The sequence below is a fragment of the Pseudomonas sp. genome (assembly GCF_049300855.1).
Classification (GTDB): Bacteria; Pseudomonadota; Gammaproteobacteria; order Pseudomonadales; family Pseudomonadaceae; genus Aquipseudomonas.
The window spans coordinates 1-26,857 of record NZ_JBAQKH010000021.1 but is presented as its reverse complement, the minus strand read 5'-3'; the positions used below and the strand labels follow the sequence as shown (position 1 = coordinate 26,857).

The 26,857-nt window shown below is 59.8% G+C and carries 17 protein-coding genes; 10 read left to right on the top strand and 7 right to left on the bottom strand.

The window, feature by feature from the left end; all coding sequences use genetic code 11:
- Window positions 1-422: 422 nt before the first annotated feature.
- The 3 genes from WA225_RS07740 to WA225_RS07730 all read right to left on the bottom strand — a co-directional run bounded on the left by WA225_RS07740 (window position 423) and on the right by WA225_RS07730 (window position 5,340).
- Complete coding sequence (locus tag WA225_RS07740; RefSeq protein ID WP_422607484.1) at window positions 423-797, bottom strand: DUF6124 family protein; 375 nt, start codon at window positions 795-797, stop codon at window positions 423-425.
- Window positions 798-1,341: 544 nt separating this feature from the next.
- Window positions 1,342-3,753 carry a glucose/quinate/shikimate family membrane-bound PQQ-dependent dehydrogenase gene (locus WA225_RS07735; protein WP_422607483.1) on the bottom strand — a complete coding sequence of 804 codons (2,412 nt, stop codon included), beginning with the start codon at window positions 3,751-3,753 and terminating at the stop codon, window positions 1,342-1,344.
- 225 nt (window positions 3,754-3,978) lie between these two features.
- On the bottom strand, window positions 3,979-5,340 hold the full coding sequence (locus WA225_RS07730) for a carbohydrate porin (protein WP_422607482.1): 1,362 nt from the start codon (window positions 5,338-5,340) through the stop codon (window positions 3,979-3,981).
- 300 nt (window positions 5,341-5,640) lie between these two features.
- Between WA225_RS07730 and WA225_RS07725 the strand changes: the two genes are divergently transcribed.
- Window positions 5,641-5,871 carry a VF530 family DNA-binding protein gene (locus WA225_RS07725; protein WP_007916799.1) on the top strand — a complete coding sequence of 77 codons (231 nt, stop codon included), beginning with the start codon at window positions 5,641-5,643 and terminating at the stop codon, window positions 5,869-5,871.
- Between the two features lies 1 nt (window position 5,872).
- Entirely contained in the window at window positions 5,873-6,511 is a 639-nt protein-coding gene (locus WA225_RS07720) for a Pr6Pr family membrane protein (RefSeq protein ID WP_422607481.1), read from the top strand.
- 101 nt (window positions 6,512-6,612) lie between these two features.
- Here the strand turns inward: WA225_RS07720 and WA225_RS07715 are convergent, their stop codons facing one another.
- Complete coding sequence (locus WA225_RS07715; protein ID WP_422607480.1) at window positions 6,613-7,398, bottom strand: siderophore-interacting protein; 786 nt, start codon at window positions 7,396-7,398, stop codon at window positions 6,613-6,615.
- Window positions 7,395-7,970, bottom strand: coding sequence for a PadR family transcriptional regulator (locus WA225_RS07710; protein WP_422607479.1), 576 nt, complete (start codon window positions 7,968-7,970; stop codon window positions 7,395-7,397). The genes WA225_RS07715 and WA225_RS07710 overlap by 4 nt, the downstream gene beginning before the upstream one ends.
- 514 nt (window positions 7,971-8,484) lie before the next feature.
- Between WA225_RS07710 and WA225_RS07705 the strand changes: the two genes are divergently transcribed.
- The 6 genes from WA225_RS07705 (at window position 8,485) to WA225_RS07680 (ending at window position 15,452) form a co-directional block, all read left to right on the top strand.
- Entirely contained in the window at window positions 8,485-8,976 is a 492-nt protein-coding gene (locus WA225_RS07705) for a CS1 type fimbrial major subunit (protein ID WP_422607478.1), read from the top strand.
- 111 nt (window positions 8,977-9,087) lie between these two features.
- Window positions 9,088-11,610, top strand: coding sequence for a CS1-pili formation C-terminal domain-containing protein (locus tag WA225_RS07700; protein WP_422607477.1), 2,523 nt, complete (start codon window positions 9,088-9,090; stop codon window positions 11,608-11,610).
- Window positions 11,611-11,614: 4 nt separating this feature from the next.
- A complete protein-coding gene (locus WA225_RS07695; protein ID WP_422607476.1) occupies window positions 11,615-12,835 on the top strand; it encodes a hypothetical protein in 1,221 nt (406 codons plus the stop codon).
- 44 nt (window positions 12,836-12,879) lie between these two features.
- Window positions 12,880-13,623 carry a molecular chaperone gene (locus WA225_RS07690; RefSeq protein WP_422607485.1) on the top strand — a complete coding sequence of 248 codons (744 nt, stop codon included), beginning with the start codon at window positions 12,880-12,882 and terminating at the stop codon, window positions 13,621-13,623.
- Window positions 13,624-13,656: 33 nt separating this feature from the next.
- Entirely contained in the window at window positions 13,657-14,157 is a 501-nt protein-coding gene (locus WA225_RS07685; protein ID WP_422607475.1) for a CS1 type fimbrial major subunit, read from the top strand.
- A 35-nt stretch (window positions 14,158-14,192) separates the two neighbouring features.
- A complete protein-coding gene (locus WA225_RS07680; protein ID WP_422607474.1) occupies window positions 14,193-15,452 on the top strand; it encodes a hypothetical protein in 1,260 nt (419 codons plus the stop codon).
- Window positions 15,453-15,501: 49 nt separating this feature from the next.
- On the opposite strand, the gene WA225_RS07675 is transcribed toward WA225_RS07680, so the two are convergent.
- Window positions 15,502-20,622 carry an NEL-type E3 ubiquitin ligase domain-containing protein gene (locus WA225_RS07675; RefSeq protein ID WP_422607473.1) on the bottom strand — a complete coding sequence of 1,707 codons (5,121 nt, stop codon included), beginning with the start codon at window positions 20,620-20,622 and terminating at the stop codon, window positions 15,502-15,504.
- On the opposite strand from WA225_RS07675, the gene WA225_RS07670 reads away from it, so the two are divergent.
- Window positions 20,621-20,746 (top strand): hypothetical protein, encoded by a 126-nt coding sequence (locus WA225_RS07670; RefSeq protein WP_422607472.1) that lies wholly within the window; start codon window positions 20,621-20,623, stop codon window positions 20,744-20,746. The two genes, WA225_RS07675 and WA225_RS07670, sit on opposite strands and share 2 nt — an antisense overlap.
- A gap of 63 nt (window positions 20,747-20,809) precedes the next feature.
- Here WA225_RS07670 and WA225_RS07665 read toward each other — a convergent pair whose 3' ends face one another.
- The gene (locus WA225_RS07665) at window positions 20,810-23,953 is read right to left on the bottom strand and encodes a transglycosylase domain-containing protein (RefSeq protein WP_422607471.1); all 3,144 of its coding nucleotides are present in this window, start codon (window positions 23,951-23,953) and stop codon (window positions 20,810-20,812) included.
- Window positions 23,954-24,288: 335 nt separating this feature from the next.
- Between WA225_RS07665 and WA225_RS07660 the strand changes: the two genes are divergently transcribed.
- A partial coding sequence (locus WA225_RS07660; RefSeq protein WP_422607470.1) for a hypothetical protein occupies window positions 24,289-26,857 on the top strand: 2,569 nt, incomplete at its 3' end.

Genomic DNA, 26,857 nt, shown 5'->3' with positions numbered 1-26,857 from the left:
GTGTTTGGCTGCGCCAAACGGTCGCTGCGCTCCCACGCCCGGATCAATCCCTGCGCTCAGCCTTCCGATGTCGCCCGTGGATCAAGATCAAGAGCAGGCGAGCTGACACTCGGCCTATTGAGTGGTGGAGAGCGGGGCGTGGTTGGCTTTGGTTTTGTGGTGGGTTCGCCCCTCACCCCAGCCCTCTCCCGAGGGAGAGGGAGCCGAATTTTGGGCTTTTCAGAATGTGTGTTCGACTCGGTATCGCAAGTCGGCGTATCTCTTCCAGCCCACGCGGTCAGTCCCCTCTCCCTCCGGGAGAGGGTTAGGGTGAGGGGCTTTTCAGAATGTGTGTTCGACTCGGTATTGCACGTCGGCGTACCTCTCCCAGACACCTCGGTCAGTCCCCTCTCCCTCCGGGAGAGGGCTAGGGTGAGGGGCTTTTAGTTGTGTGGCGGAGGTTGGGGGATTTCGTGGTTATCCAGCACGCGGTTCACCGCCAGTTCGGCGAGCATGATGATTTGCTGAATGGCCAGAATCGTCCGCCGTTGCGGCAGGTCGATGTAGGCGGCGATGTCGCTGCTCATCAGGCTGGCCTGGGCCAGGGATTCGCAGGCGTGGACCAGCAGGCTTTCGTTGTCCTGATCCGGGGCGACCTGGAACATGGTGCTGGGTTTGTGGAAGCGCAGGGTTAAAGCGTTGGGTTTGAAGTAGTGGTCGAGGGCGCGTTCGGCGGCTTCGTGGAATCGCTTCGAGCCGGGGAATTCGTAGGGGGTGGTGTCTTCGGTTTCGGGGGGATTTGGGGTTGGCTTTTTCATAGTGACGCTCCGAATGATAAGTGGGGCTGTCACTCTCCAATCACCGCGACGCGACTGAGGGTGGCAGCTGTACGCGGGTTCGCGGACCGAGCCATTCGGCAATCTCGGCATACCCGAAGGTATCCCGCGCACAGCCACCATCAAACCAAACAACAAGCGCCTGAGCGCTCCGGTCTGGGCCGGCGATTATGCATCAAATCGAATGAACTGCTCGGGCCGCGACGCCCGTTCGCTGAATTTGCAGCGACCCCCAGAGCCTATCCAGCCGATTTCCGAGGCACAACCGACGCGACTTGTCGGAAAACTCCGCGCCACTTTCAACGTCTGTAGGACGAGTACATTTCCCACAGACAAACACTTTTCAACCTGTGGGAGCGAGCCTGCTCGCGAAAGCGCTGTGTCAGGCACCGTAGATGTTTAACGTGCTGACGCCTTCGCGAGCAAGCTCGCTCCCACAGGGTTCTCCTGTGGATGCAGAAATGGCGTGCACAAAAAAGGCGATGCCCCTTGCGGGACATCGCCTTTGTTTTACCGCCGTTAAAGCTTATTCCGGCAGTTTGTAGGCAATGATGTAGTCGCCCATTTTGGTGCCCAGCGAGCCGTGACCGCCGACAACCAGCAGCACGTATTGCTTGCCGTCCTTGCCGGTATAAGTCATCGGAGTTGCTTGGCCGCCAGCCGGCAGACGCGATTTCCACAGCTCTTTACCGCTGTTGACGTCATACGCTCGCAGGTACTGGTCGAGGGTGCCGCTGAGGAAGCCGACGCCGCCAGCCGTGACCATCGAGCCGCCCATGCTCGGCACGCCAAGGGTGAAGCCGATCGGGATGGGCGAGCTGTCGCGGCTGGTGCCGTTTTTGCGTTTCCACACGACTTTGCCGGTGGTCAGGTCGATACCGGCAACGTAGCCCCAGGCCGGGGCCTGGCACGGTACGCCGAGTGGCGACATGAACGGGTGCATGATCACCGCGTATGGCGCGCCGGTGTTTGGCTGCACGCCAGCGGTTTCGCTTTCGCGTTTGCTGCCGGCGGCGACTTGCTCGCGTGGCACCATTTTCGACACGAAGGCCATGTAGTTCGGGCTGGTGAACAGCATTTGGCGAACCGGATCGACCGAAACGCCGCCCCAGTTGAACACGCCGACGTTACCCGGGTAGATCAGGCTGCCCTGTTCCGACGGCGGGGTGTACTGGCCTTCATAACGCAGTTCCTTGAACTGGATGCGGCACAGCATCTGGTCGAACGGGCTCGCGCCCCACATGGCTTTTTCGGTGAGTTCCGGGGCCAGCAGGTTGAGGTCCGAACGGGCCTGGGTCGGTGCGGTGTGGTCGCCTTTCACGGCGCCCTGCGGTACCGGGATTTCCTTGATCGGGATGATCGGCGTGCCGTCACGACGGTCGAGGACGTACAGGCTGCCCTGTTTGGTCGGAGCGATCAGCGCCGGTTTCACGCCGTCGGCGGTTTTCATGTCGAGCAGGGTTGGCTGGCTGCCAACGTCCATGTCCCACAGGTCGTGGTGGGTGAACTGGTAGTTCCAGCGCACTTTACCGGTGGCCAGGTCCAGGGCTACGAGGCCGGCGCTGAATTTCTCGGCGCCTGGGGTGCGGTCAGCGCCCCACTGGTCTGGAGTCTGGTTGCCCAGTGGCAGGTAAACCATGCCGAGTTTTTCGTCGACGCTGGCCAGCGACCACATGTTCGCCGAGTTGCGGCTGTAGGTTTCGCCCGGTGCCAAAGGCTCGGTGGCGTCTGGCTTGTCGCTGTCCCAGTTCCACACGAGGTGGCCGTCGCGCACGTCGAAAGCGCGGATCACGCCCGATGGCTCGTTGGTCGATTCGTTGTCGGTGACGTGACCGCCCATGATCACCAGATCACGAGTGATCGCGGCCGGCGAGGTGGAGTAGTAGCCGCCAGCGGTGAACGGGCCGATGCCTTGGGTCAGGTCAACCACACCGTTTTTGCCGAAGCCTTCGCAGATCTTGCCGGTGTCGGCGTTCAGGGCGATCAGGCGGGCATCAGCGGTTGGCAGGTAGAGACGACGCGGGCAAGCCTGAGCGACGGCTTTGCCAGCTTCAGAAATCACAGCGGACGCTGCGTTTTCAGTTTTCGCGTACGCGGCTTCGTCGTAGTACGACACGCCACGGCAGGTCATGTGGGCGAAGCCTTTGAAGCCGACCGGGCTCTTGATCTGCGGGTCGAAGCGCCACAGTTCTTTGCCGGTATCCGGATCCAGCGCCAACACTTTGCTGTGCGCGGTGCAGGCGTAGACCATGCCGTTGGCTTTGAGCGGGGTGTTTTCGTTGGTCAGCTCAACCGGGTCATCCGCCGTTGGCAGGTCGCCGGTCTGGATGCGCCAGGCTTCTTGCAGCTTGCCGACGTTGGCCGGGGTGATCTGCTTCAGCGGCGAGTAACGGTCACCGAATTCGGTACGGCCGTAGGCCTGCCAGTCGCCATCGGGCATTGCCGGGGCGGTGCTGCTGGTGTCGGCGGTGTCGCGACCCAGTTCGCCGAAGGTTTCGCCCGGGTGGGTGAACAGGCTGATCAGCGCGGTGAGGCCGGCCAGCACCACGGCCACGGTCAGGCCGCGAGTGCCCATCGGCGCCGGGCCGTCAAGCAGCAGCGGACGACGGAACCACGGCAGCAACATCACGAAGCCGAGGACGAACCACAGGGCCAGACGTGGCACCAGTTGCCACCAGTCCAGACCGACTTCCCACAGCGCCCAAACGGTGCTGGCAAACAGGACGATGGCGTACAGGCCCAGCGCCGCGCGACGGCGCATCAGCAACAGGATGCCGCTCAGCGCAATGCCGATACCGGCCAGCAGGTAGTACAGCGAGCCGCCGAGCATGCTCAGCTTGACCCCACCGGCCAACATGGCCAGGCCCATCAGTAGAAGCAGAATGCCGAGCAGGCTCGGTAACAGACGGCCCCGACTCGAAGCACTTTCGGTGCTCATAGTGTGATTCTCCGTGACGTTTTATGTAGTCCCGCGCTGTAGTCACTTTAGATGACGATTTGGCACAGGCATGGTTCAGATAAAAACTTGTCTGGCTAACGAATTTTTTCCGGATCCCTGTGGGAGCTGGCTTGCCAGCGATCGCGGTGCATTAGGCGACGTTGATGTCGAATGTGAAATCGCTATCGCTGGCAAGCCAGCTCCCACAGGTTTCTTCAGTGTTTTCTAGAACGAAGACTGGATCTTGATCCCGCCGATCAGGGCGTCGTCGACGTCGTTCACGCCACCGGGGTGGCGGATGTATTGCAGGTTCGGGCGCACGGTCAGCCAGTTGGTCACGTGCACGCCGTAATACAGCTCGGCGCTGTATTCGGTGTCTTGCGGCGGCAAGTAGGACGGATCGTCGTAGTCGTAAACCGCGTTGGCCTGATTGCTCGCTTCGGCGTTTTTGCGGAAAGCCGGGTTGACGTGGACGCGGGCGAGGGCGAAACCGATGTCGTCCTTGGCGCGCGCATCGAACGGGCCTTTGTAGGTGATGCCGGCCTGCACGTAGTTGTCGATCGCGTTGGTTTTCTTGTCGTGCATCGTGCCGTTGGCAAACACGCTCAAGCCGCGACTGTTGTCGCTGGCCATGCTGGTGATTTGCTGCTGAATGCCCAGCCACACGCCGTGTTTGCTCGATGCGCTGCGGTAGGCTTCGCCGCTGAGGGCGGCCGGTTGGCCGTGGCTGTCCTTATAGACGTCGCTGGCGTTGGCGTTGCTGTAGTAGTAACCGGCGCGGTATTCGCCCGGCAGACCGTTGAGTTTCGGCGTCCACACCAGTTCGACCGGCAGGATCGCGCCCTGGGTGCCGCTGCCGCTGAGTTTGAAGCCGTTGCCGCGATCGAGGTTTGACGGGTTCTGCTCGTAGGCGCCGACCTGCGCGTACAACTCTGGGGTCAGGTGATATTTGACGCGCAGCGCCCACTGGCTGACCGGCCAGTTGTACCAGATGCCGCCGACCCAGTTGCCGACCTGCGAGCCGCAGAACGCGAGGTTCTGGAAGTCGCACGGGAAGCTGTTGAAATCTTCGCCTTCGCCGAAACGGCCGACTTTGATGTCGAGTTTCTGATCGAAGAATTTCTGCTGATACCACATCTGTGTCAGACGCGTGGTCTGGCCACGGCCCCAGACTTCCTGGGCCGAAGTGAAGCCGCCAACGCGCGGATCGTTGATGCGGTCGTTGCTGATGTTGTTGCCGCTGCGTTTGGTGATGGTCAGTTGAAACTCGGCGTCGTCCCAGCCAAGGATCTTTTGCAGGTCGAGGTGCGTGCCGAGGCCGAACTGATCGCTGTAACGCGCGGTGCGGTCGTGATCGTAGCCGCCGTGCAGGTTGCTGCCCATTTCGCCGGTGTAATCGAGTTTGAAGTCGTAGCCTTTTTCCGAGAGTTCGGTGCGCGTGCCGTTCCAGTCACCGAGCATGTACGGTGATTCACTGTCGAACGCGGGGGCCGCTTGAGCGCAGGTGGCAAGGCCCAGTGCAGTGCAGCCGCCAAGGGTGCGCAGGGCTGAGATAGCGCTGTCTCGGGAGAAGGAAAAATCGGGCATGGCTAAGTCTTTTTTTGGTGTTTTCGGGGTGCGAGCTGAGTGCTTCAATAAGTCGCAGGCAGTGAAGCGATTCAGCGGAAGGGCGGCAGGATAATGATCTGTTACAAAAAGACAAAGGCCTTTTGTGAACATGCAGCGTTTCGGATTCGGTAACAGTGCGGCAAACGGGCGCATTGTGAGCCGGGTCGTGGCCTGCGATCTTTCCGGGTTGGCCTACATTTGAAGGTAGGCCTTCCACCCGACCAGCCCCTCGGCTAAGGTGCGCGGCTTCTGCATTTTCACTTCGCCCAAAGGCCTGGCATGAACGAACAAACCCCCGATCCGCTGCACGGCGTGACGCTTGAACAGATCCTCAATGCACTGGTGAGCCATTACGAATGGTCGGGACTGGCCGAGCGCATCGATATTCGCTGCTTCAAGAGTGATCCAAGCATCAAGTCGAGCCTGACGTTCCTGCGCAAAACCCCGTGGGCGCGGGAGAAGGTCGAGCGTCTGTACGTGAAGTTGATGCGCACCAAGCGACCGCTCTGAAATGGACGCCGCCTGGCGCCAACGCCTGATCACCTGCGCAGCCGTATTGGGCTGGGCGGGGTTGGGCATTCAGCTGTACCTGATTTTCTTCGCGCGCTTGAGTGTCGGCGCCAGCCTGTTGGGCGGGCTGGTGAGTTTTTTCAGTTACTTCACGATTCTGACCAATACGCTGGTGGCGACGGTGCTGACCTGTGCCGTGACCGCGCGTGAATCCGCCGCGCGCCGCTGGTTTTTGCAACCGTGGGTGAGTAGCGCGATTGCCGTGAGCATTGCTGTGGTCGGACTGGCCTACAGTATTTTGCTGCGGCATTTGTGGCATCCCGAAGGTTGGCAATTTGTTGCCGATGAACTGCTGCACGACGTGATGCCGGTGCTGTTTCTGGGGTATTGGTGGTGGTGCGTACCGAAGGGGACTTTGCGCTGGTGGCATCTGCCGCTGTGGCTGATTTATCCACTGGTGTATTTCATTTACGCGTTGCTGCGCGGGCATTTGCTCGGCGCGTATGCGTATCCGTTCATTGATGTGGCGGTGTTGGGTTATCCACAGGTGCTGGTCAATGCCGGGGGGATATTGCTGGGGTTTGTGCTGATTGGGTTGCTGGTCATCGGCATCGATCGCTGGGGGCCAGTACGAAGTTAAAGTTAATGTGGGAGCGAGCTTGCTCGCGAATTCGGTTCGTCAGTCAGTATTGAGTCGACTGACCCGCCGCATTCGCGAGCAAGCTCGCTCCCACAGGGATATCACTCTTCTTCGGACCCTTCGGCGCGCCAGTAGCCGACAGCCTTGATCAGTTGCTCATCCAGCCCATGCTCATCGATCAGCACCCGGCGGATCTGCCGTGAAACTTTCGTTTCGGTCGCCACCCACGCATACAGATTGCCCTTGGGCACCTGCAACTGCTTCACGGTGGTCAGCAGGTTTTCCTGGCCGCCCTCACGCAGCACCCAGATCACATTGACCTGCGCTGCGCTTTCCAGCACTTGCTGTTCCGCGCCGTTCTCTACTTCGATCACCACCAGCGCCTTGCGATTGGCCGCCAGCCCTTCGAGACGTCGGGCGATGGCGGGCAGGGCGGTTTCATCGCCGATCAGCAGGTAGCTGTCGAAAATGTCCGGGACGATCATCGAGCCGCGCGGCCCGCCGATGTGCAGGAACTGTCCCGGTTTGGCCTGTTCTGCCCAAGTGGAGGCAGGGCCGTCGCCGTGCAGGACAAAATCGATGTCCAGCTCCAGCGCATCGAGGTCATACCGGCGCGGCGTGTAGTCGCGCATTTCCGGTTTCGGCCCGTCGTCCTTGCCGGCGCCGAGCACCATGGTCTCCAGTGCGGCGGCCTGCTCGGCGTTCTGCGGGAACAGCAATTTGACGTGATCGTCCGTGCCCAGGCTGATGAACCCGGCCAGTTCTGGCCCGCCGAGGGTGATGCGGCGCATGCGCGGGGTCAGGTCGACCACGCGCAACACTTCCAGCTTGCGGCGTTTGATTTCGTGCATCACACGGTGAATGGTTTGGGTATCGACTGCAGTCATTCGGCTTTCTCCGAGGCAGGTTGAACGGCAGGGCCGTCGACGATGGCTTTGGCGGTGTCGTTGAGCAGGTCACGCACACGCAGGATTTCTTCCGGGCTCCAGCGCCCGTGGTGCATTTGCAGGGCGTGGCGCAAGTTGTGCACCGCTTCATGAATTTCTGCCGGCCGATCATGGCCGCGCAGTGAGCGTTTGCTGACGTCGATGCGCATGCGTACGCCGTCGAGGGCGATGGCTTGTTCGCTCAAGGACAAACGTCCGGCGTCGGTGACGCTGTAGCGTTTTTTGCCGCCCTCGGCGTCGCCGGCAATCAGGTCGCTTTCTTCCAGAAAGGTCAGCGTCGGGTAGATCACGCCGGGGCTCGGGCTGTACGCGCCGTCGAACATGCCTTCGATCTGGCGGATCAGGTCGTAGCCGTGGCACGCCTGTTCGGCGATCAGCGCCAGCAGCAGCAATTTCAAGTCGCCGGGGGCGAATACCCGCGGGCCACGGCCGCCGCGTTCGCGTCCGGGGCGTTTTTCAAAGCCGTCACGGCCATCGCCATGCTCGCGGTGGGGGGAATGATGGTCTCTCATTTCAGTCTTCTCTCGTCGTGTTTAGATACAACTTAAGATATATCTTAACGCCGTGACAAGCGCTTTTTCGCCGCTCGCGCATTCGCCAGACCAGCGGCGATTCGCTGCACCAACCTGTTGCGCAAGCGCGATGCAACCCCGCTGATCAGACTTTTGTCTGCGCTATTTACAACTACGGAGTTAAAGCTTTAACTCTATTAGTGTTTGAGTTATTGCTCTATAAGTCGCAAGTGTGCGTATTTACGGGTTGAAGTTGCTGTATGGTTTTTTCAATAAAACTGTCTGTAGGGCGCAACTTACAGTCATCGTTTTATATTTGGTTTTTTTGGTGTTTTTTCTTTCTGGTCATGGGGTTGTTTAACTACAAGTTCTTAGGAAGTTACTTGCTTACTTTCCAGAGTGAACAGCCGATCATGCCTCGGCGTTGAAAGCTCAAAACAACACCGGTGCCAAGCAGGTAGGCGTTGTTTGAACTTTCAATGAATCTTTCACTAAAGAAAACAGGTACTGACCGATGTTCAAGAAACTCGCAATCGCTGCACCTCTGGCCTTTCTGGCGCTGAACTCTTCGATGGTTTCGGCGGCCGGTGAAGCCAATCACTCCATCAGCCTCATTGCCCATGTACCGACCAACGGTTTCTACGTTGTGCCTGTCGACCCTGACCTGGTCAACAAGGATCAGGACATGAGCTACCAGCCGACCACCGGCAAGATGGGCGAGGTCAACGGCTTCTTTGATGTGCGCAACAACAACGGTTCGGTTCACGCCAGCCTGGAAAGCCAGCCAAAGCTGATCGCCGGCAACGCCTCGATCGATCTGCAAGTAATGCTCAACAACAAAGAACTGACCCTGACCCCGCAAATGGTCGTGGGTGAGTCGGAGTCGGACGTCAACTACCGCGCGCCACTGAAAATCTCCGCCAAGGGCAACAACTTCCAGCCGGGTGATTACACCGGTTCCGTGGCGATGATCTTTGATGCCGTCACCCCGGTCATCACGCCTTGATCGCCTGATCAAGCACTAAGCGCAGGTTTTCCCCGCCAGCGCTCACCGACGGAGCAGACGACAACGTTTGCCCCGTCGGACTTCCATTGATTGAAATCAGAGTACGAGTTCATGTTCCCGATGACACCCATCGCGGCTGCGCTTGCGCTGATGTTTTGTGCCAGCGCAGCGGCGGCTCCGGATTCCGCCAGTTCAACACCGCGAAGTCTGTTGGCGCAGGCCAAAGGCTTGCCGGCGGATTTCGAGGAGCATTTTTTCGATGTGCCTCTGGCCGTGCGGGTGGAGCTCGATCATCAGCCGTTGGGCGAGGCCATGGTGGTGTTGTCGCGCGATGACCGCATTACCTTGCTGGAATTTACCGACACCAGTGAAAACCGCTTCGGCGCCGCCGAGCGCGAGCAATGGGCGGCCTACCTCAAGACCGGCGTTGCCCTGGGTAATTGCACAGGCGCATGCCCGGATCAGGTGCTGGCGGTGCATTACAACCTTGAGGAATCGCTGGTCTCGATCCTCACCGAAAACGCCGAACGCGACGTTCAGGCCAAGCGGTTTCACGAGCAGCCCGAAGCCGGCAGCCACGGGCTGATGCTGCGCAACCAGCTCAACCTCAATGGCGGGCAGGATCAGGATCTCGGCGGTCGTTATGGTCTGGAAGCCAGCGGTAGCCTGGGCAACTGGAGCCAGACGTTCAACATGCAACTGGCGCGTCTCGGCGGCCCGGACGACAAGCTCTATCGTGCGGTGCACGAGCTGTACACCCAGCGTGAACTGCAAGGCAGTTTTTTCCGCCTGGGTTATTTCACCCCCAATTCCGAAGGGCTGACCCGCCAGCCGCGCACGTTTGGCACCAGCCCCGACACCGCTGTCGGCCTCATGTACGGCAGCTCCGACAGCCTGGCGATCAACAGCCCGATGCCCAGCGTCTATCCGATTTATGTCACCGCCAACCGGCAAGGTTCGGTGGAGATCTATCGCGATGGCCTGTTGATCAACACGCAGTCGGTGCCGGCCGGGTTGCAGACGCTCGATACCCGACCGCTGCCCGGCGGCATCTATGAAGTGGAAGTGCGCCTGATCGAAGACGGCCAGATCACCTCCACCACCCAGGAGTTGGTGTACAAGCCCAGCAACTGGCGCAACCTCGACGAGCGCTGGCGCTACAACCTGTTTGCCGGCGAAGAAAGCAAACTGCTGAGCAACTGGGACACCCAGTCCAGCGGCAGCCCCACGGCCGGTGCTTCGGTCAATTACCTGCTGCACCCGCGGGTGATTCTCGGTCTGTCGGCGCGGCAGATCCGCGAAAAACTGCAATACGGCAGCTCCATCGACTGGACGCTGGCCAATCATCTGAGCGTGTATGCCAACGTCTACCAGACCGAAGACCACGGCACCGGCATGGACCTGCAAAGCCTTTACAACTATGGCGCCGGCAGTCTGATCTTCAGCCACAGCCGCGCCTGGCTCGACACCACCGACACCTATGACACGCTGCCGGATGGCACACGGGTGCGGCAACGTAATGTGTTCGTCGGCCAGACCAGCAACTCATCGCTGGCGCTCAACCACCGTTTGAGCAGCAAAAATTCGCTCAACGCCCGGGTGTCGCACAGCGAAGGCAACGTCGAAGGTGTCGGCGTCGATATGGGCTGGACGCGGCGCGCCGATCTGTTTGGCAGCGACGTCAGTTGGCGGCTGTCGCTGTTTGATCGGCCGGGCAGTTACAGCAGTGGCGATGCGCGTAATCGCGGGGTCGACCTGAGCCTCAATATGGCCCTCGGTGCGCCCGGCCAGCAACTGACCGGCAGCATCGGTTCGCGCACCGCCCGTGACGGCAGCCGCGACAACAATGCCTCGCTCGGCTGGCGCAAAGACTTTACCGACCATGCGCTGCAGAACGTTTCAGTAACGGCACTCACCGACACCTACGGCGTGGGCATGTCGAGCCTGGCGAGTTTCCGTACCGACTCGGTCAATGGCGACGGTTTCGTCCAGCGTTCGTCCTACAACGGCAACTTCACCGGTGGCCTCAACCTCGACAGCACGCTGGCCGTCGGCGGTCAGCAGATGATGCTGACCAGTGCCCACGAAATGCGCGGTGCCGGGCTGATCGTCGACGTCGAGTCGGACATCGAAGGCATCGTCCTGCGCGCGGATGATTTCAGTGGCGGCAGCGCGGCGTTGAAACCGGGGCGTAACTTCATCCCGATCACGGCGTATCAAAACAGCTCGGTGAGTTTCGACTTCGAAGGCAACCACGTGCCCGCCGCGACCATTGAACCGTCGCGCAGCCGGTATCACCTGAACAAGGGCGGGGTCGAGTACCGCAAGGTGCGGGTGATGAAAACCCTGACCGTGCTCGGGCGTCTGGTCGATCCGCAAGGCCGGCCGCTCAAGGGCCATCACGTGATCAACCACGCCAGTCGCGGGGTGACCGAGGTCGACGGCTTCTTCTCGATGGAAATGAACGCCGGTTCGCCGACCCTGGAAGTGCGTCAGGGCAATCAGTTGCTGTGCCAGTTCCGCCTCGATGCGAACCAGCATCGCAGCGAAAACAACGTGCTGATGATCGGTGATCTGCGCTGCACGCCGGACACCTTGGCCGACCTCACGTCCACTGAACAGAAGGCAGGTTGAGGCGATGAAAACATCCACTGTATGCATGGGCTTGCTGGCGGCGCTGAGCCTGCCGTCGGCGCAGGCCGCAAACGTCGAAATTCGTGCGCTGTTTCAACCTGACTCGTCGCAGCCCGGCAAGAATGTGTTCGTCAACAAAACGCCCAGCAGTGGCTATTGCGGAAGTTACCCGGCGGAGTGCGCGGCGAACAACATCTTCAGCATTCAGTTGCCGGTGCATTTTGACGGCAGACAAGAAATCCGGGCCGGTGACAGCATTTCGCTGAAGGCGCCCGCCAACTGGCGGCAGTTGACGGTCACCAACAAGGACACTCAGGAAACCGAGATAGTTGAAGTGCGCATCATTGGTATTGGCTCCGATTTCATGCTCAGCCACTCGGTCATCGAGCTGACCGGTGAGACGGTAGAGAGGACCGCGCACCAGAAGCTCTGGACCAGCAGTTCCTGGGTCAATACCCCTGCGCCCTGTCTGTACAGCGGTGTCGGCGTGTTTACCAAGACTTCCTATCGGTTTTTCTGGAAAACCCCGGTAGAGGCGGCGTGTACCAAAGTCGCCGCGTTCACCATCCCGCACATGAGTTTCAACACCCTGGATTTTGCCTATGAACTGCGCACGCCCAATCCTCTGGGCATGTCGAGCGGTCTCTACGACGGGTCGCTGACGTACACCCTCGGTCCCGGTGGCGATTTCGATCTGGGGCCAGTTTTTAACCCGGACGACAGCAGCCTGACCCTGGATTTCGTCCTCGATGTGCAGCACACCTTGAAGGTCGACCTGCCGGCCGGTGGCAACACAGTGTCGCTGGAGCCCGAAGGTGGCTGGCGCAGCTGGATCGACAGCGGGCGCAAGCCGACCCGGCTCTATCGCGATCAACTGTTTTATATCTCGGCCTCGACGCGATTCAAGGTGCACATGTTTTGCGGGAACGACGGTTATGCCGATTGCATGGTGCGCGATCCGGTGTCCCAGCGCGCCGCGGCGGTGCAATTGAGCATCAGCCTGCCCAACGGCTTGATGGGCGCTGACGGGCAACCGGTGAAACGCACTTATCTGCGCAGCGGCGTAGTCAACGCGCTGCGCATAACCCCCAGTGCTTATGTCGATCGCAAGCCCGGCACTTTGCATTTCGATATGTCGCAGTCCTACATCGATTACATCGTGCAGCCCGGCATGGGCGGCAGCTACAGCGGCGCCATCACCGTGGTCTGGGACTCGGAAACATGAACGTTCGGGCGCAACCAATTTATTTTTTCTGGGAGTTCAAGATGATGATGCTTGGTGCTTTGCTGGGTGCGCTCAGTGTGTTTTGCATGGCGGCGCAGGCCGGGCCGCAGATCAATGTCGGCACGGTGTACGACTACCTCGATGGCGATAAAAGTACCTATCTCAAACGAGTCTTCAACAGCGGTGACAGCACCGCGTTCGTCAAGATCAACGTGCTCGAGATCGTCTACGGCGCCGACGGCGTGCCGCAGGAAATTCCCGTCGCCGCCTCCACCGATGGCGCCTCGCGCAACGGCGTCATGGCCAGCCCGGCACGGTTGATCGTGCCGGCCAAAGGCATGCAGGGCACGCGCCTGCTGTACCTCGGCGAGCGCGACACGGAACGCTACTTCCGCGTGCGTTTCGTCCCGGTGGTGCCGGAAAAGGAAGACGATTTCGTGGTCAGCAGCGAGGAACGTGAAGAATACAAAAAGACCCTGTCGGCCGGGGTCAACGTGATGACCGGGTTCGGCACGATTTTCTTCGTGCGCCCGAAAAACGCCCGCTTCGACACCGCCGTCAACGACAGTGCCAACCGCTACGAATTGCGCAATAACGGCAACACGGTGCTGGTCGTCGATGAGTTCAAAAGCTGTTCGCTGAGCAACGAAAGCGACTGCGGCCCGACCACCAAACACCATGTGCTGGCCGGCAAGAGCTTTGCCTTCGATAAGGAGAAAGGCCGTGAATACCGCTTCATCCTGGTCGAGGGCGAGAGCAAGAAAAACCTCAAGGTCGCCAGCCGCTAGGGCTGTTTTCCATCGACGCAACAGGTACCCAAGATGATCAAGCAATGGACCGTTGCCGCGCTGGCGGCCGTGACCGTACTGATGAGCACCGAGAGTTGGGCCGCCCGCGAGGAGCATACCTTCGAGGTCTCGGTGACCGTTCCGACCCGCGCGTTTTACGTGATCCCGACCGAGCCGGACTGGATTCACCGCGAGCAACGGCTGAACTGGAATTACACCACCTCCAACCTCAGCAGCGTGCGCAAGACCTTCGATGTGCGCCATGACACCAGCGCGATCGGAGCGCGGCTGGAAGCCCCGGCCTACCTGTCCAATGGCAAGCCGGACGATGACATTCCCTTGCGGGTCAGCTTCAACGGCGTGGAGTTGAGCGCTGACGCCGTATTTCGCGAAGTGGTGTCGCAGGCAGACGCGGCGACAGGCTCGCGAGTGGTGCTGGAAATCGTCCCGGTGAAACCGGCCGGCGGTTACCGCGCCGGGGATTTTCGCGGCAACGTATTGCTGCAGTTCAATGCCCAGGCGCCAGGCGAGTGAGTGGGCTGGCGCGTTGCCTCAGGAGATCGAAGTCAATGAAGCCCATCGTCCGCCAGCCTCGCCAGCCGGTGCAACGCAGCGCATGGATCGGTTGGCTGTTCGCCCTTGTGGCGACACCGGCAGTGGCTGAGGTGCACCACATCTACGCGACGTTTCAGCCCGATTCGGCCAACCCGATGAAAAACCAGTTCAAGAACCAGACGCCGTCCGAAGGTTTTTGTCGTCAGGTGCCGCAAGCCTGCGAGCCGTCGGGGCTGTTCAGTCTGATCGCGCACATTCCGTTCACCGCCAGCGCGCCGATCCTCGCCCATCATGCCGATCCTCGGCAGGGCGGGATGGCGAAAGTCCCCTCGGACTGGCGTGACATCGAAGTCACGCATGAGTCAGGCGACAAAAAGATTCTGCAATTGCGCATCGCCGGAATCGGCCACGAAGCGGCTTTTCCGCAGCCGGTGACTGAGTTGACGGACGGTGGTGGCTGGAACGATTTATGGGTCGGCGGCGCCTGGATCTACGCGCCGCCGCCGTGTCAGGGAGTGGGTTGGAGTACGGTGGGGACGCGGGGCTACAACAGTTTTTGGCGGGTGCCGGAAGGTGCCGGGGTCTGCGCGAAGACACCCCGTTTCGACATTCCACTGTCGATGCGCTACCTGTATTTCGTCTATGGCTACGAACTGCGCACGCCGGAACCGCTGCAAATGCTCTCGGGTGCCTACACGGGAACCACCACCTACACGGTGGGCCCGGGTCTGGATTTCGATATGGGCGATATCATGCTCCCGGAAGATTCGCTGCTGACGCTGAATTTCTCGCTGGAGGTCAGCCACACCCTGAAGGTCGATATTCCGCCCGGTGGTAATCGTGTGGTGCTGGAGCCCAATGGCGGCTGGCAGTCGTGGCTGGATCACGGACGCAAGCCGACCCGCCTGTTTCGCGATCAGACGTTCAATATCTCGGCGTCGAGCCGATTCAAGATGAACCTGCAATGCCAGTACTACAGCGGCGTCAACTGCGCCCTGGTCGAACACCGGATCAATGATTCGGTGCCACTGGAAATCAGCGTCACTCTGCCGACAGGGCTGACGGATGCGTCGGGGCAACCGGTGAACCGGCGTCGACTGTTGCGCGATGGCTCAGGCACCGAGCTGTTTCAGCCCGGCTTCTATGTGGATCGCAAGCCCGGCACGCTGCATTTCGAAATTGCGCCGGGGTCGGTCGAGCAGATGATTTACCCGAATGCCGAGCGGCATTACTCCGGCGATGTCACCATCATCTGGGATTCGGAGGTGAATTGATGCAAGTGGCCCGGGTGCGTGACGCCCGGGCTGATACAGGCGTTGTGCTTTAAATGCCTGCGTGGGTCATCGCCATGCGGGTCAGTTCCCGACTCAGACCTTTACGGTCTTCGGCGATCTCTTCGAGCAAGCGGTTGTACAGTTCGTCGCTCATCTCGTACCCGGTAAACACTTCATGCTCGGGTACTTTCAATTCGCCGGCCAGCCGTTCCAGTTCGCGTTTAAGCCTTGCTGTCAGCGCAGGATCTTCGAAGTCTGCCCAGGCTTTTTGCGCCTCGCGCAGTTCTTCCAGCAGCGCCAGTTTCTGGTCGATGCGCCGATCGTTTTGCGCAAACTGGCGTGGGTGCGTTGCGCGCAAGTACTGTTCCCAGAACGGGTTTTCGAACAGCTCGAACATGCGATCGACCAAGCCGTTGCCTCGCTCGTTTTTGATGATTTTGTCGTAGGCACTGTCGATCGCCGCCTGGCTGACATCGGCCCGACTCCGGTAGAGCATGTCCTGCGATTGCCAGGGCAGATCGAGGCGGCTGGCGAGCCCGTTTTCGTAGGCCAGATGCACTTCAACGTCATCCGGCGGGGCGGCACGCAGACGTCGTTCGAACTGCGATTGTTGCTGCTTGATTTCGTCCCTGGCGATATCACCGATCTGTTCCAGCCGCGCCGCACTTCTGGCCAGGATGACCAGGCGGTTTTGCCGCTCGGTAAAGGTCAGGAAATCGCTTCTGGCCTGTGCCACGAGGACTTTCATGCCCATGTTGTTGAAGAGTTGCGAGCCCGCATCGCCACAGCTTTGCGGGTCAATGATCTGGCTGAACAAGTCCTCACGCAGCTCGCTGTCCTGCGCAGCCGCTTCGACCATTTGCCAGACCCGTCGGGTCAGTTGTTTGCGGGTGTCGGCGTGCTGGTAATCCTGGCTCTCGCGCAGTTTGCGGATCACCCGGAAGAAATCCGCTGAGCCGGGTTCTGCCGCGACATCCTGCCAGGTCTCGGCGCGGTAATTGCCCAGGCCGGGCGCGCCATTGATGAACACCCCAGCGTCCTGTGGCGGGTTCCAGTACGACAACTCCCGGGCGGTCGCCGGGTTGTAGGTTTGTTGGGCGGCGAGGCCGACCGAATGGCGGTAGCGGGCGAAATGCAGCTCGCCATTGGCGTCCAGCTGCGAGCGATCCAGACGCGTGCGCGCGACGATAAATGCGTGATCGGAACCCTCGGCCACGGCAGGTACGCTGCTGATCGGACAATGGCTGAGATCGAGATAAAACCCTCGGGGGCGTTTGATGACCCTAAGTCCATCCTTGAACAGTCCTTTTGGCCACTCGGTGATGTAGGTGTGCGCCAGACTGAGGACTTTGAGCCTCGGCATGTGCCTGACATCGGGGGCCAATAGCAGCGGATTGTGGTCAAGCCGCAGGGTTTGCAGACGCTTGAGGTTGTGCAAGGGCTCGATCGATTGAGGGTCCAGGCGAATGTTGTTGTTGCTCAGGCGCAAGGTTTCCAGAGCACTCAGGCGACCGATTCCCTGTGGCAGTTCAGTCAGATTGCAGGCGCGGGCACTGAGATGACGCAGGTTGGGCAAGTCGTTCAACAGGCCGTTTTCACCACTGGAAAAACGTGCGCGGTCGAGCGTGATCACGTCGATCTGGTCGAGGTATCGCTGAATGTCGGGCACTTCGCGCATCAGTTTGCCCCACCAGCCATCCAGCTCAGGCCCGCCAAACTCCGAGGACAGGTCGAGGGTGTAACCCCCTTCCGGGTGCAGGCTGCGTCTGTCGAAGGCTTTACTTTGGCGCATGAAACATTCCAGCAATTGCTGGCGAATTTTCTGCCCGCCATTGCGTTCGAAGTCGATCTGTTCCTGCCGGGAAGCCGCAGAGCCATCGTGGGAGCGGTCACTCCAGGCATTCAAGCGCTCGCGCAATTCATTCAGTTCGACCTTGAGCCGCCTGATCGCCTGATCGGGATCGCCCTTGCGCCGCAGCGCCTCGACGAACGCGTCAACCTCCTGTTCGCTCATGTGCGGGTACAGATCGCTGACCCGTTCTTGCGCGGTTTTTGCCGATCGGGACTGCTTGCTGCCGCGTAGCAGGATTTCGGTTTCGAAGCGGATGACCGGTCTGATCGGTGGCTGTGCCAAAAGCGTGCGGCGCACGGCGGGCGTGGCGGTTTGCTCCATGATCCACGCTCTGAGCAGCGGACCATGACCACGCCTGAAACCCAATGCCCGGCGTTTGTCGTCGGGCAGTGCGCGCACAATGGCCTCGTACAAATCGCGGTCGGCATAGAGTGGCCGGTTGGCCTCGTCGAGGACCGCGTAGCGGCCATGCTCATTCCTGATCAGGCGCCTGACGGTCGCGGCATCATCGGGGCCGGCGCTGCAGCGCAATTCTCCGTCAGCGCTGCCGTCGCGGATTTCAATGCGCAAGTCTGCGTAGCTGTCGCTGTAGACCCTGAGGGTGTTCAGCGCCAGGCGCTCGGTGTCGCGTGTCACCCGTTCGGGCCGATAAAAGCCCTCGTAGGCGCGGGCAGTGGACGCTTCAAAATCCATTTCGCGGCCAAGGGCTTTGACCTTCAGTGGCAGGCGGTTTTCCTCGGTCATCCTTTGCAACTCGGCCGGGGAGGCCTGGTGCAGGACTTTTTTCGCAACGCTGAGCGGCAGTTCCGCAAAAGCCTGGCGCAGTACGCGCACGTCGGCCTTGTTCGAGCGCTCGTCGGCCTGATACATGCGCACGACCAGCTCGATCCGTTGCCCGTCGACAGCGTCCGCCAACAGCGTGCGTAAAGCCTGCACGCGTTGCTGCGATGGCAGCCTGCGCCCGAGCAGGGCGTCGATCCGAGGGTCATCGAGAAACGCCAGAACACGCTCCGGCAAACCGCCGGCGGTCAGTTCGGGCAGGCTGATGCTCAAGGTGTTGGCGGCGCTGGCTGCGGGGTTGCCGTATTGGCGTGAAGGCCCGTTCAGGTCAGCGTCTGCGAAGACCTTCAGCGCGCATTCTTCTGGCCATCCGGGCAGCGACGTCAGGATCGGCTCGAACCACACCGACGCCGGATCGATGGCCCGTCCTGCGCGGATACTGGCGCTGGCCGACTGTACTTCGTCGTAAGCGCTGTAGCGCTTGATGGTATCGCTGAGCAGCGGCGGCGGTTCGGCGTGGTCGGCGTACATGCGCCGCAGGGCATCGTCTTCGGTGCCGCTGCTGATGCGCATCTGTTCGCGCTCGGTGGCGGAAAAGCGCTCGACCCGATGACCCAGGCGTCGCATCAAGGTCGGGCTGTCCCACTCGCGCGGGTTCTCGCCCTCGTGCACCCAGGCACCGTCGCCGTTGTGTTCGACCTTCGGTGCATAGGCATTGGGCCGTTTGGGGTGCTTGATCCGGTGCGTGGTGGACAGTGTGGCGTCGCCGGGTTTTTCGACGATATAGAGCTTTTCTTCCAGTGGCAGCACCGTCTGTTCGGCCTGTTGATGCAGGCCGTGGTCGTCTGGTTTCGAGGCTGGCGCCAGGGTCAGATTCTGTTGCTCATAAGGGCTCAGGTCGGGGTGCCAGAGGCTGGCCTTGCCGTCGGGCAGCGTGACCGTTTTCATGCCGTCGACCAAAGCTGAGAGCTTCGGTCGTAACAACGCGCCGATCTCGGTGCCGGCCTGAAACGTCACCAGCTGGATAACGTCCGTGACCACGCTGATGACATGCTCGGCCGCTTCACTGGCCAGGCCTTCGGCCAGATCGACCACGCCTTCGATGACGTCGCTGGTCAGTTGATACGCGGTGTAGGCCATCATCAGTTCGCCCAGCCCGGGCACGAACGGGGTGGCGATCAACAGCGCGACATTGAAAATGTCCGCGACGATTTTCTTGAAATTGTCCCACCAGGCCCAGCGCGCCCGGGAGTCGGTGTCAGCGGTGGACACGGCAATCTGCCGCGCGTCGTTGAGGATCTTGTCGAGCTTGCTTTGGTAGACATGTTTCCACACGTCAGGCCCCAGCGGGATCTGGCTGAACTGCAGGTTCGCCGGCAAGACCGGTTCTTTGCGCCATGTCGGACGTTGATCGGTGCGGTCGGTTTTTGCATGCCATGTGACGGTGAACAGGCGCTGTTCGAGTTCGGCGAAAAAGTGCCCGAGTTCTTGCTGGTCGATGAACTGTGCGAAGAACTGCCGATAGCTTTGTTTCGATGACGCACTGACCCGGTCTTCGCGCAATTGCCGGGCCAGTTCGTTCATGAAAGCGGCGGGCGACGGGTACTCCTTGAGCGGATGATCGGGGTCGTGCGGGACATACACGATCACCCGCCGAATACCGCGGCTGTCCAGTTTCACCGGGATCAACAGGAGGATGCCGGTCAAGCGCTTCTCCAGCATCGACAGTTCGCAGCAGCGCATCTCCCGGCGCTGGTTGAGCAGCAGGGGCGTCTGGCCGGCGACGAGGTCTTTCACCAGTTTGTAGGCGTCGTATTGAACATCGCCACTGATCAGCGCCAGTTCAGCGGCGAGGTCCAATGCATCTTTCTGGCTTTGGGTCACCTCATATTCCAGCAACGATTTGGCCACCGGCTCATCGGGCAGCAGGTAACTGGCGAGGTGCCGCTGGTATTGCGCACCAATGTCCAGTTCGCGGCACAGCGCCTGAAACTGGCTGATCGGCATTTTGTCCTTGAGCTTGATGACCTCGAAGCGTCCGTCTTCCTTGTCGGGCTCTGTGATGTACTGCGAGTCGTCATCCACGCGCTCGTTGCGGGCAAAGTTGTGCAGGGCCGCGTGCAACAAAGACACGGTGCGCGTGCTGCTGCCGCCGGTGACGTCGATTGCATACCAGGGCAGGGCTTTGGGCAGGTACAAGCGCAGGTACGTGGTCTTGACGTCGTGCTCGACGCCGAAGCGCTCTTTCAGCTTTGCCTGGAGCAGCGCGGCGGCGAACGTTTCGACGTCGGCGGCCGCGCTCAGCAACTGGTCAATCTTGCCTTGCGAGGCCCAGGCCTTGAGGTTGGCGGCTTGCAGTTTTTCGTGCTGGCGGGCGGTCGCCATGCGGTACCACGGGTCGATTTTCAGCGGTGTCGCCGCGAGTGCCTGCGCTCGTTTGAGGCTGGCGGAGGTGAACGTCGGGTCGACGGCAAGTTTGATGAAATCGTAGTGCCGACCCTTGGGATAATCCGGGTTGGGCGCAGAGGAAGCAGACATGGCAATCATCCTTGAGTGCGTGTTCGGGATGATCAGCCTAGCGGTCGGCGCTCAAAACAAAAGACTAAACATATGGGACGAAACGGCGCTTATTGGCGCCAATCCGTCGAATATTCGAATCTGAAAAACAGCTATCTACCACCCACCACGCGCCAAGCCGTGAACGGCTTGCGCGCCAGCGTCGATGTCAGCGCGGCAGGTTTGCCGGCTGAGCAGCCACCGCCACCTTCGCGGTTTGCGTGGGCGTGCATTGCGAGTCGCTGCCCGGTTGCAGGTAGGGCGTGAGGATCGGTGCCATGCCCTTGAGCACCTGCACCGGCAGGGCTGAAGTGAATTTGAAGTTCTCCGCCGAGCGCCCCGGAACGAACGCGGTGAGGGTGCCGAAATGGTGATCGCCGATGTAGAAAACGAAGGTCGCGGTGCGGTTGATCGACTTCGAACTGAGGATCCTGCCGCCCGATCCGATGGCCTCGATGCGGTTGTCACCGGTACCCGTTTTGCCACCCATGGCCAGTGGGCTGCCATCAGCCAGTTTGAAACTGCCGGAAACACGTTTTGCCGTGCCCGCATCGACCACTTGCGAGAGCGCTTCGCGCATGGCCGTGGCGACCTCCGATGGCATCACTCGCTTGCCCACGTGCGGGTCATTGACCAGTTGCGTTTCGTAGGGCGTGCCGGCGGCGAAGTGCAGGCTGTCGATGCGCAACGTCGGCATGCGCACGCCGTCGTTGAGGATGGTGCCGATCAACTCGGCGAGCGCCGCCGGACGGTCACCGGAACTGCCGATGGCGGTCGCCAGCGACGGCACCAGATGGTCGAACGGGTAACCGACTTTCTGCCAGCGTTGATGGATATCGAGGAACGCTTCGATCTCGAGCATGGTGCGGATGCGGCTGTCGCGAGCGCCCTTGTGTTTGCTCTTGAACAGCCAGCTGTAGACTTCCTGACGCTCGAAATGGCTGGCCTTGACGATCTCGCTGAAGGTCGCGTCCGGGTGATGCAGCAAGTAGCCCATCATCCACAGGTCCAGCGGGTGGACCTTGGCGATGAAGCCTTGATCGGGCAGGTCATAACTGCCCGGACCGTAGGCGTCGTAGAGGCGGATCAGGCGATCGTCAGTGAGTTTTTCGGTGAGCTTGGCGCCCTTGAGGTGCGAGCGCACAAAGCTGTTGAAGTCTTCCTGACTGGCATCGGGCAGCAGGTAGCGATGCACGGCGGCCATGCGGATCGGCGTCGGGCGCATGCTGTCGAGGAAGGTCTCGAGCCGTGCCTGAGTGTCTTTGTTTTTGTACTTCTTCCAGAACTTGAGCTGGAACGAAGTGCCTTCGCGGTCGGCGAAGTTGGCCAGGTATTCCTGACGCCGCGGGTCGCGATCATCCTTGAGCAATTCGGCACTGTTGTTGGGCCCGGAGTAGGTGGTGTAGCGCACCAGATCACGCATCAGGCGAATGAACGGCAGGTTGATCGACTCACGCAAGGCGTCACGCAGGGTCGGCATGCGGCCGTTGTCTTCATTGCGAAAGTTATGGAACACATGCAAACCGCCGCCGGTGAAAAACGCTTCGCCGGGGCTGGCCGAGTATTTGCGGTCGAGCGCGGCACCGAGCATTTTCGACAGATCGTGGTCCTTGTTCTGTATCAGGTAATCGATGACCCACTGGCTCAGACGATCCTGATCCGGCACCTCGACTTTCTTCAGTTCCGGCACGCTCATGGCGCCGTACTTGTCGTGCAATTCGGCAATGATCTGCAGGTAGGTGGTCAGCACACGCATCTTCGCCGTCGAGCCGAGTTCCAGTTTGCTGCCTTCGTTGATGTCGAACGGCTGATCGGTGCTGTCGGTCTGAACGCGCACGCGCGAACCGTCGGGGGTCAGTTCGAACAAGGTAAAGCTGTAGCGCACTTGCGTGGTGCTGGTGGGCGTCAGCAGGCGTTCACCGAGCAGGCCGATTTCGGCCGCGTAGGCCGGGTCTGCGAGTTTTTTCAGGTAAGCGGTGGCCTGGGTTTGCAGGTCGCCTTGCAGGGTGCTGGTGGCGGACAGGTCGAGGCGGTCGAGGTCGTACAGCGGCCGGTTGAGCATGCTCGCCAGGCGACTGCGCGCGACGCTGATGCCTTTGTTGGTTTCAATTGGCTGAATCGTCGGCTGGGTCTGCCAGTCGCGGTAACTGACCTTGCTGGCGAGGGCGGCGTCGGCCAGCGCGCTGTCGATCACGTTGTTCTGTTTGAGCAGGCGCAGGTGACTGTCGGTGAGGTCGGCGAGTTCTTCGCGGCCCTTGGTCAGGTAATGCGAAGGGCGGCGCTGGGCGATCATCAGCGAGAGCATCTCGCGCAGGGCCAGGCCCTTGTCGGCCATGGTTTTCGGGTCGGTCGCCGGGCTGTTCAATTGTTCGTTGGCTTTATTGAAATCGCTGCCGTACCAGACCCGCAACCCTTCGGCCATGCCATGCACTTCACCATGCCCGGGCACTGCCGAGAGCGGCACGCTGTTGAGGTAATCGCGCACGATGTTCTGCCGGGCGCCGAGGGTCTGCGCACCGGGTTGGTAGGCGCGCACGCTGGCGGAAATCATCTGGCGGATCTTCTCCGCGCCCGACACCGTCAGGCCGTCGGGGGAATGGCGGTACTTCTCCAGTTGCGTGGCCAGGGTGCTGCCGCCCGCCGACTGGCCGGGCAGGTGCAGCAACTTCGCCACCTGCGACCATGCCGCCATGCCGAAGCGCGGCCAGTCTACTGCCGGGTTGGCCAGCGGTTGTTTCGGGTCGAGCAGGAAACGGTTTTCGATGAACAGCAGGCTGCTGACCACGACCGGCGGGATGGCCGCGAAATCGGCGTACAGCTGTTGCGGATAGTTGTATTTATACAGCGGCGCAGCCCGGCAATCGGTGATCGACAGCCCGGCCTGGATCTTCTCCGAGTAGGGCACGAACAGGCCTTTGTCGGTGTAGCTGAGCAGGGCAGGGGAAAAGCGCGTCTGCTCGGTGACCACGTAATTGCGTTTGAGCAAGCGCGGCAGGAATTCATCGAGGGCGCTGTAACCCAGGCGCAGATCGAACGGTCCGTTGCCGGGATAGCGAATCGCTTCGCTGGGGCCGGGTTCGAGGGTGTAGGTCAGTGACGCCGCGTACTGGCTGAGTTCCCGCGACTGAAAACGTGAGGTGCGCATTTCCTTGGACGCAGCCAGGCCCACCACGATCGCGATAATCACCAGCAACAACCAGAAAGCCTTCCAGCCATGCCGGTTGCGGCGTGGTTTTCCAGGGACAGGCGCTTCATCCACACGTTCAGTCGGAACCACGGCTTTACTCGAATCGGTTTGCCACAAAGCGCCCATAGTCGATTGATCCATTCACGCAGATTGATCGGACTTGTCTGAAGCTTAGACGGTGGTTGGCGCTGGTGAAAAAATTGTGATGCGAGCGCGGATCAGGAAAGCGACGAGGGGCTTGCTGGCCACTGCGCAACCTTGCTCTGGCTCAATGATTTTTCTGAAAACAAAACAGGCAATGTTTTTACAGTTTTTATTTATAAAGGTTAGTTGCTGTTTCATGGTTGTAAGTAGGTAATGCTTTTGTTTGGTAATACATACAGTCGGTAATGCTTTTGGGTTTCTTTGTTGGGCAACTTCTGATGTTTACTTTTGCTTCGTTTATTTATCAAGGTGATGATATGTCTGAAGCAAATAGTTTCGTGCCTGGTGCTGTTTCGGTATCGGATAGTGACGCAGTTTTCATTGAGACCGAGAGGCTTGAAGTCGAGAAAATTTTGCCCCACGCATTGGCTGATTTTGGCGGTGCTTTATCCTGGCCAATCCCGCTAAGTGTTGCTCAGCAAAAGGAAGTGCTGAACGCTGTAAAGATATATGTCGACAGTCTTGGAGATATCTGGACGCCCGGCCAAGGGTTGTTGGAACACCTGAACCTGGGCCAGCCGCTGACCCGTGAAATATTGCAGGAACCCGCCAGGGCATTGCCGGCGCTTATCGCCACTGCCCGCGGTCAGGCATTGGGCCTGGCGGTACAGACGCACTTGAACGGTATCGCCACTGAGGTAAGCGTCAACGAATACGCCTTGGCCGCTTTGCAATTGAGCCTTGATCCATTGTCGATTGAAAACCCTCGTCGCAACTGGGTCGCAGGTTTCGATCTTGCCGATAAGCAACATTGGGGGCGGCCGCTGTCGGCGGTGTTCAATAAACTCAGAGAACACTTGATCACAGAACTGTTCAGTACCCCTGAAATGGCCCGTCTCGGCGCGTACTTGTTGCTGGCCAGGAACGCCCCTCTGTACCTGATCAAAGACCTCCCGGTCGCTGTTAACTATGGCGGACTGGCATGGTTTAACCTGGCTGTTGCGGCATTGACGATCGAAGCTCAATCGCCGGGGAAGGTCGCCAATCTGAACTTTGCTCAAGTCATGATTTGCGCTGAAAGTGCTGCGCTTGTCGATCCGGCGGTTACCCGGCATGCCCAGACGATCACGCTGATCGATTGGGGCGTTGTCCAGGGTTGGGTGGCCAGGAGAAATGATGAGAACTACACCGAAGAACTGCTTGAGTCACTGAAAACACATTTCAATGATGAACTGACCGCCCGGCTCAATACTTCCATCCTGTTGAGCAGTGAGTTCCCGAGTCGCCTGGAAATTGCCCGGGCCGGGCTCAAGAAACAGTTTGGCGAACACTTTCCGATCGAAAGTCATGTCCTCGAATGGGACCGTGCGGCCGAGGTGGATCTGTTAACCCTTGTCATCCCGCTGCCCAGCGCCACGTTGGGGCCGGTCGGCAAGCACACGCTGCTGGACGTCGCAATGATGGATGGATCGTACAAGTGGAAAACCACCGATCCACTCATGAAAAATCGTATCCACGAGGTCAATGAACTTAACCTGCACGTGCGCAGGACTTTCAAGGGGCAGTTTGAAACGACGTTGAACAACCTCAAGGAAGGCGCCCGATTGAAGGTGCAACATCTGATATCGGGCTTGCCGCTGGAAGACCGGGAAAACCTCGAACACGGCAAGATCGATTTCTATCAGAGAAAGACCTTCAGATTAAGTACGGGTTTTTGGGGCAGAAATGAAATTTTCACCAGCCGCGTACTGAGACTGAGAGTCGAGCGGGGCATCGATAAAAAAGTGTCGGTGTATTCCATTGATCTGGCGGCGGGCTCGATCACCCAATTGGATTCTGACCCTGCCACAGAAACGGAACACGTCAACCCGCAGGCCCCGAGCATTGTTTATGCCACGACGCCTTTCTACCTTGCGGATAAAACGATCGCTGCGCGACTGAAGCAAACAAACCCCTCGGCCACGACTGTGTCCGTTCCCACCAGCTACTCCAGCGTCAGGACCCACACACTTGCCAACGCCTTCGTCGAGCATCTTGATTACGACAGTGAAGATATTTTCAACGAAGCTGAAGGCCAGACAACCTATGACAAACAACTGGCGACACTGAAATCCCGCGTGGAATTTTTGCTCAATCTGATTCCTTTCAAATCAGCCATTAGCCATTTCGCAGAAGGTAAATATTTAGACGGGGCCATTGATCTGTTCCTCGACGTATTGGGCTTCGTCACCGCCGGCGCAGGCGCCGCAACCAAGCTGGCAAAAGTGGCAACCAGCACGGCTTCGGCAATCAGCAAAGCACTCCGCGCGGCGAAAATAGTCGGAATGCTCATCATCGGCGAACTCAACCCGCTGAGCGGCTTGCCCGCTCTGGCGGTCGCAGGAAGGAAACTGTTAAACAAAGGCATCAGCTTTGCAGGTGCCCAGGCCGTGCGACAGCTCGACAAATTGCGCGGCACGCCGGACGGCTTCAAGTTTTTGCAAACGGTGGCTGAACAGCATGGCCCTGCCCTGATAGGGACTTTCAAAGTGGGCGACCAGGCTATCGACGGCGTCGGTGTGCTGAAAAATGACAGTTGGTATCAGTACAACCTTAATACCCGTCAGCTTTATGGCCCACCGAGAGACTTCACTCCGCAAGGCGTCAGTTGGGGAGGCATTTTGGGCCGTGAGGCCAATGCCCGTGTCTACGTTAACTTTCACCATAATATTGAGTATGCAAAAGACCCGAGAAATATCGCTGCTTTCGAGCTGGGATATCGCGAAGGTCGATTATTGGATATCAGTGACTATCGACCGAAAATGAAGTTTGATGATTTGATTGATTTGGCATCACAGCCAGGCCTCATGCCAGCAGAGATAGGCGCGCTGACAAAAGAAATAAAGC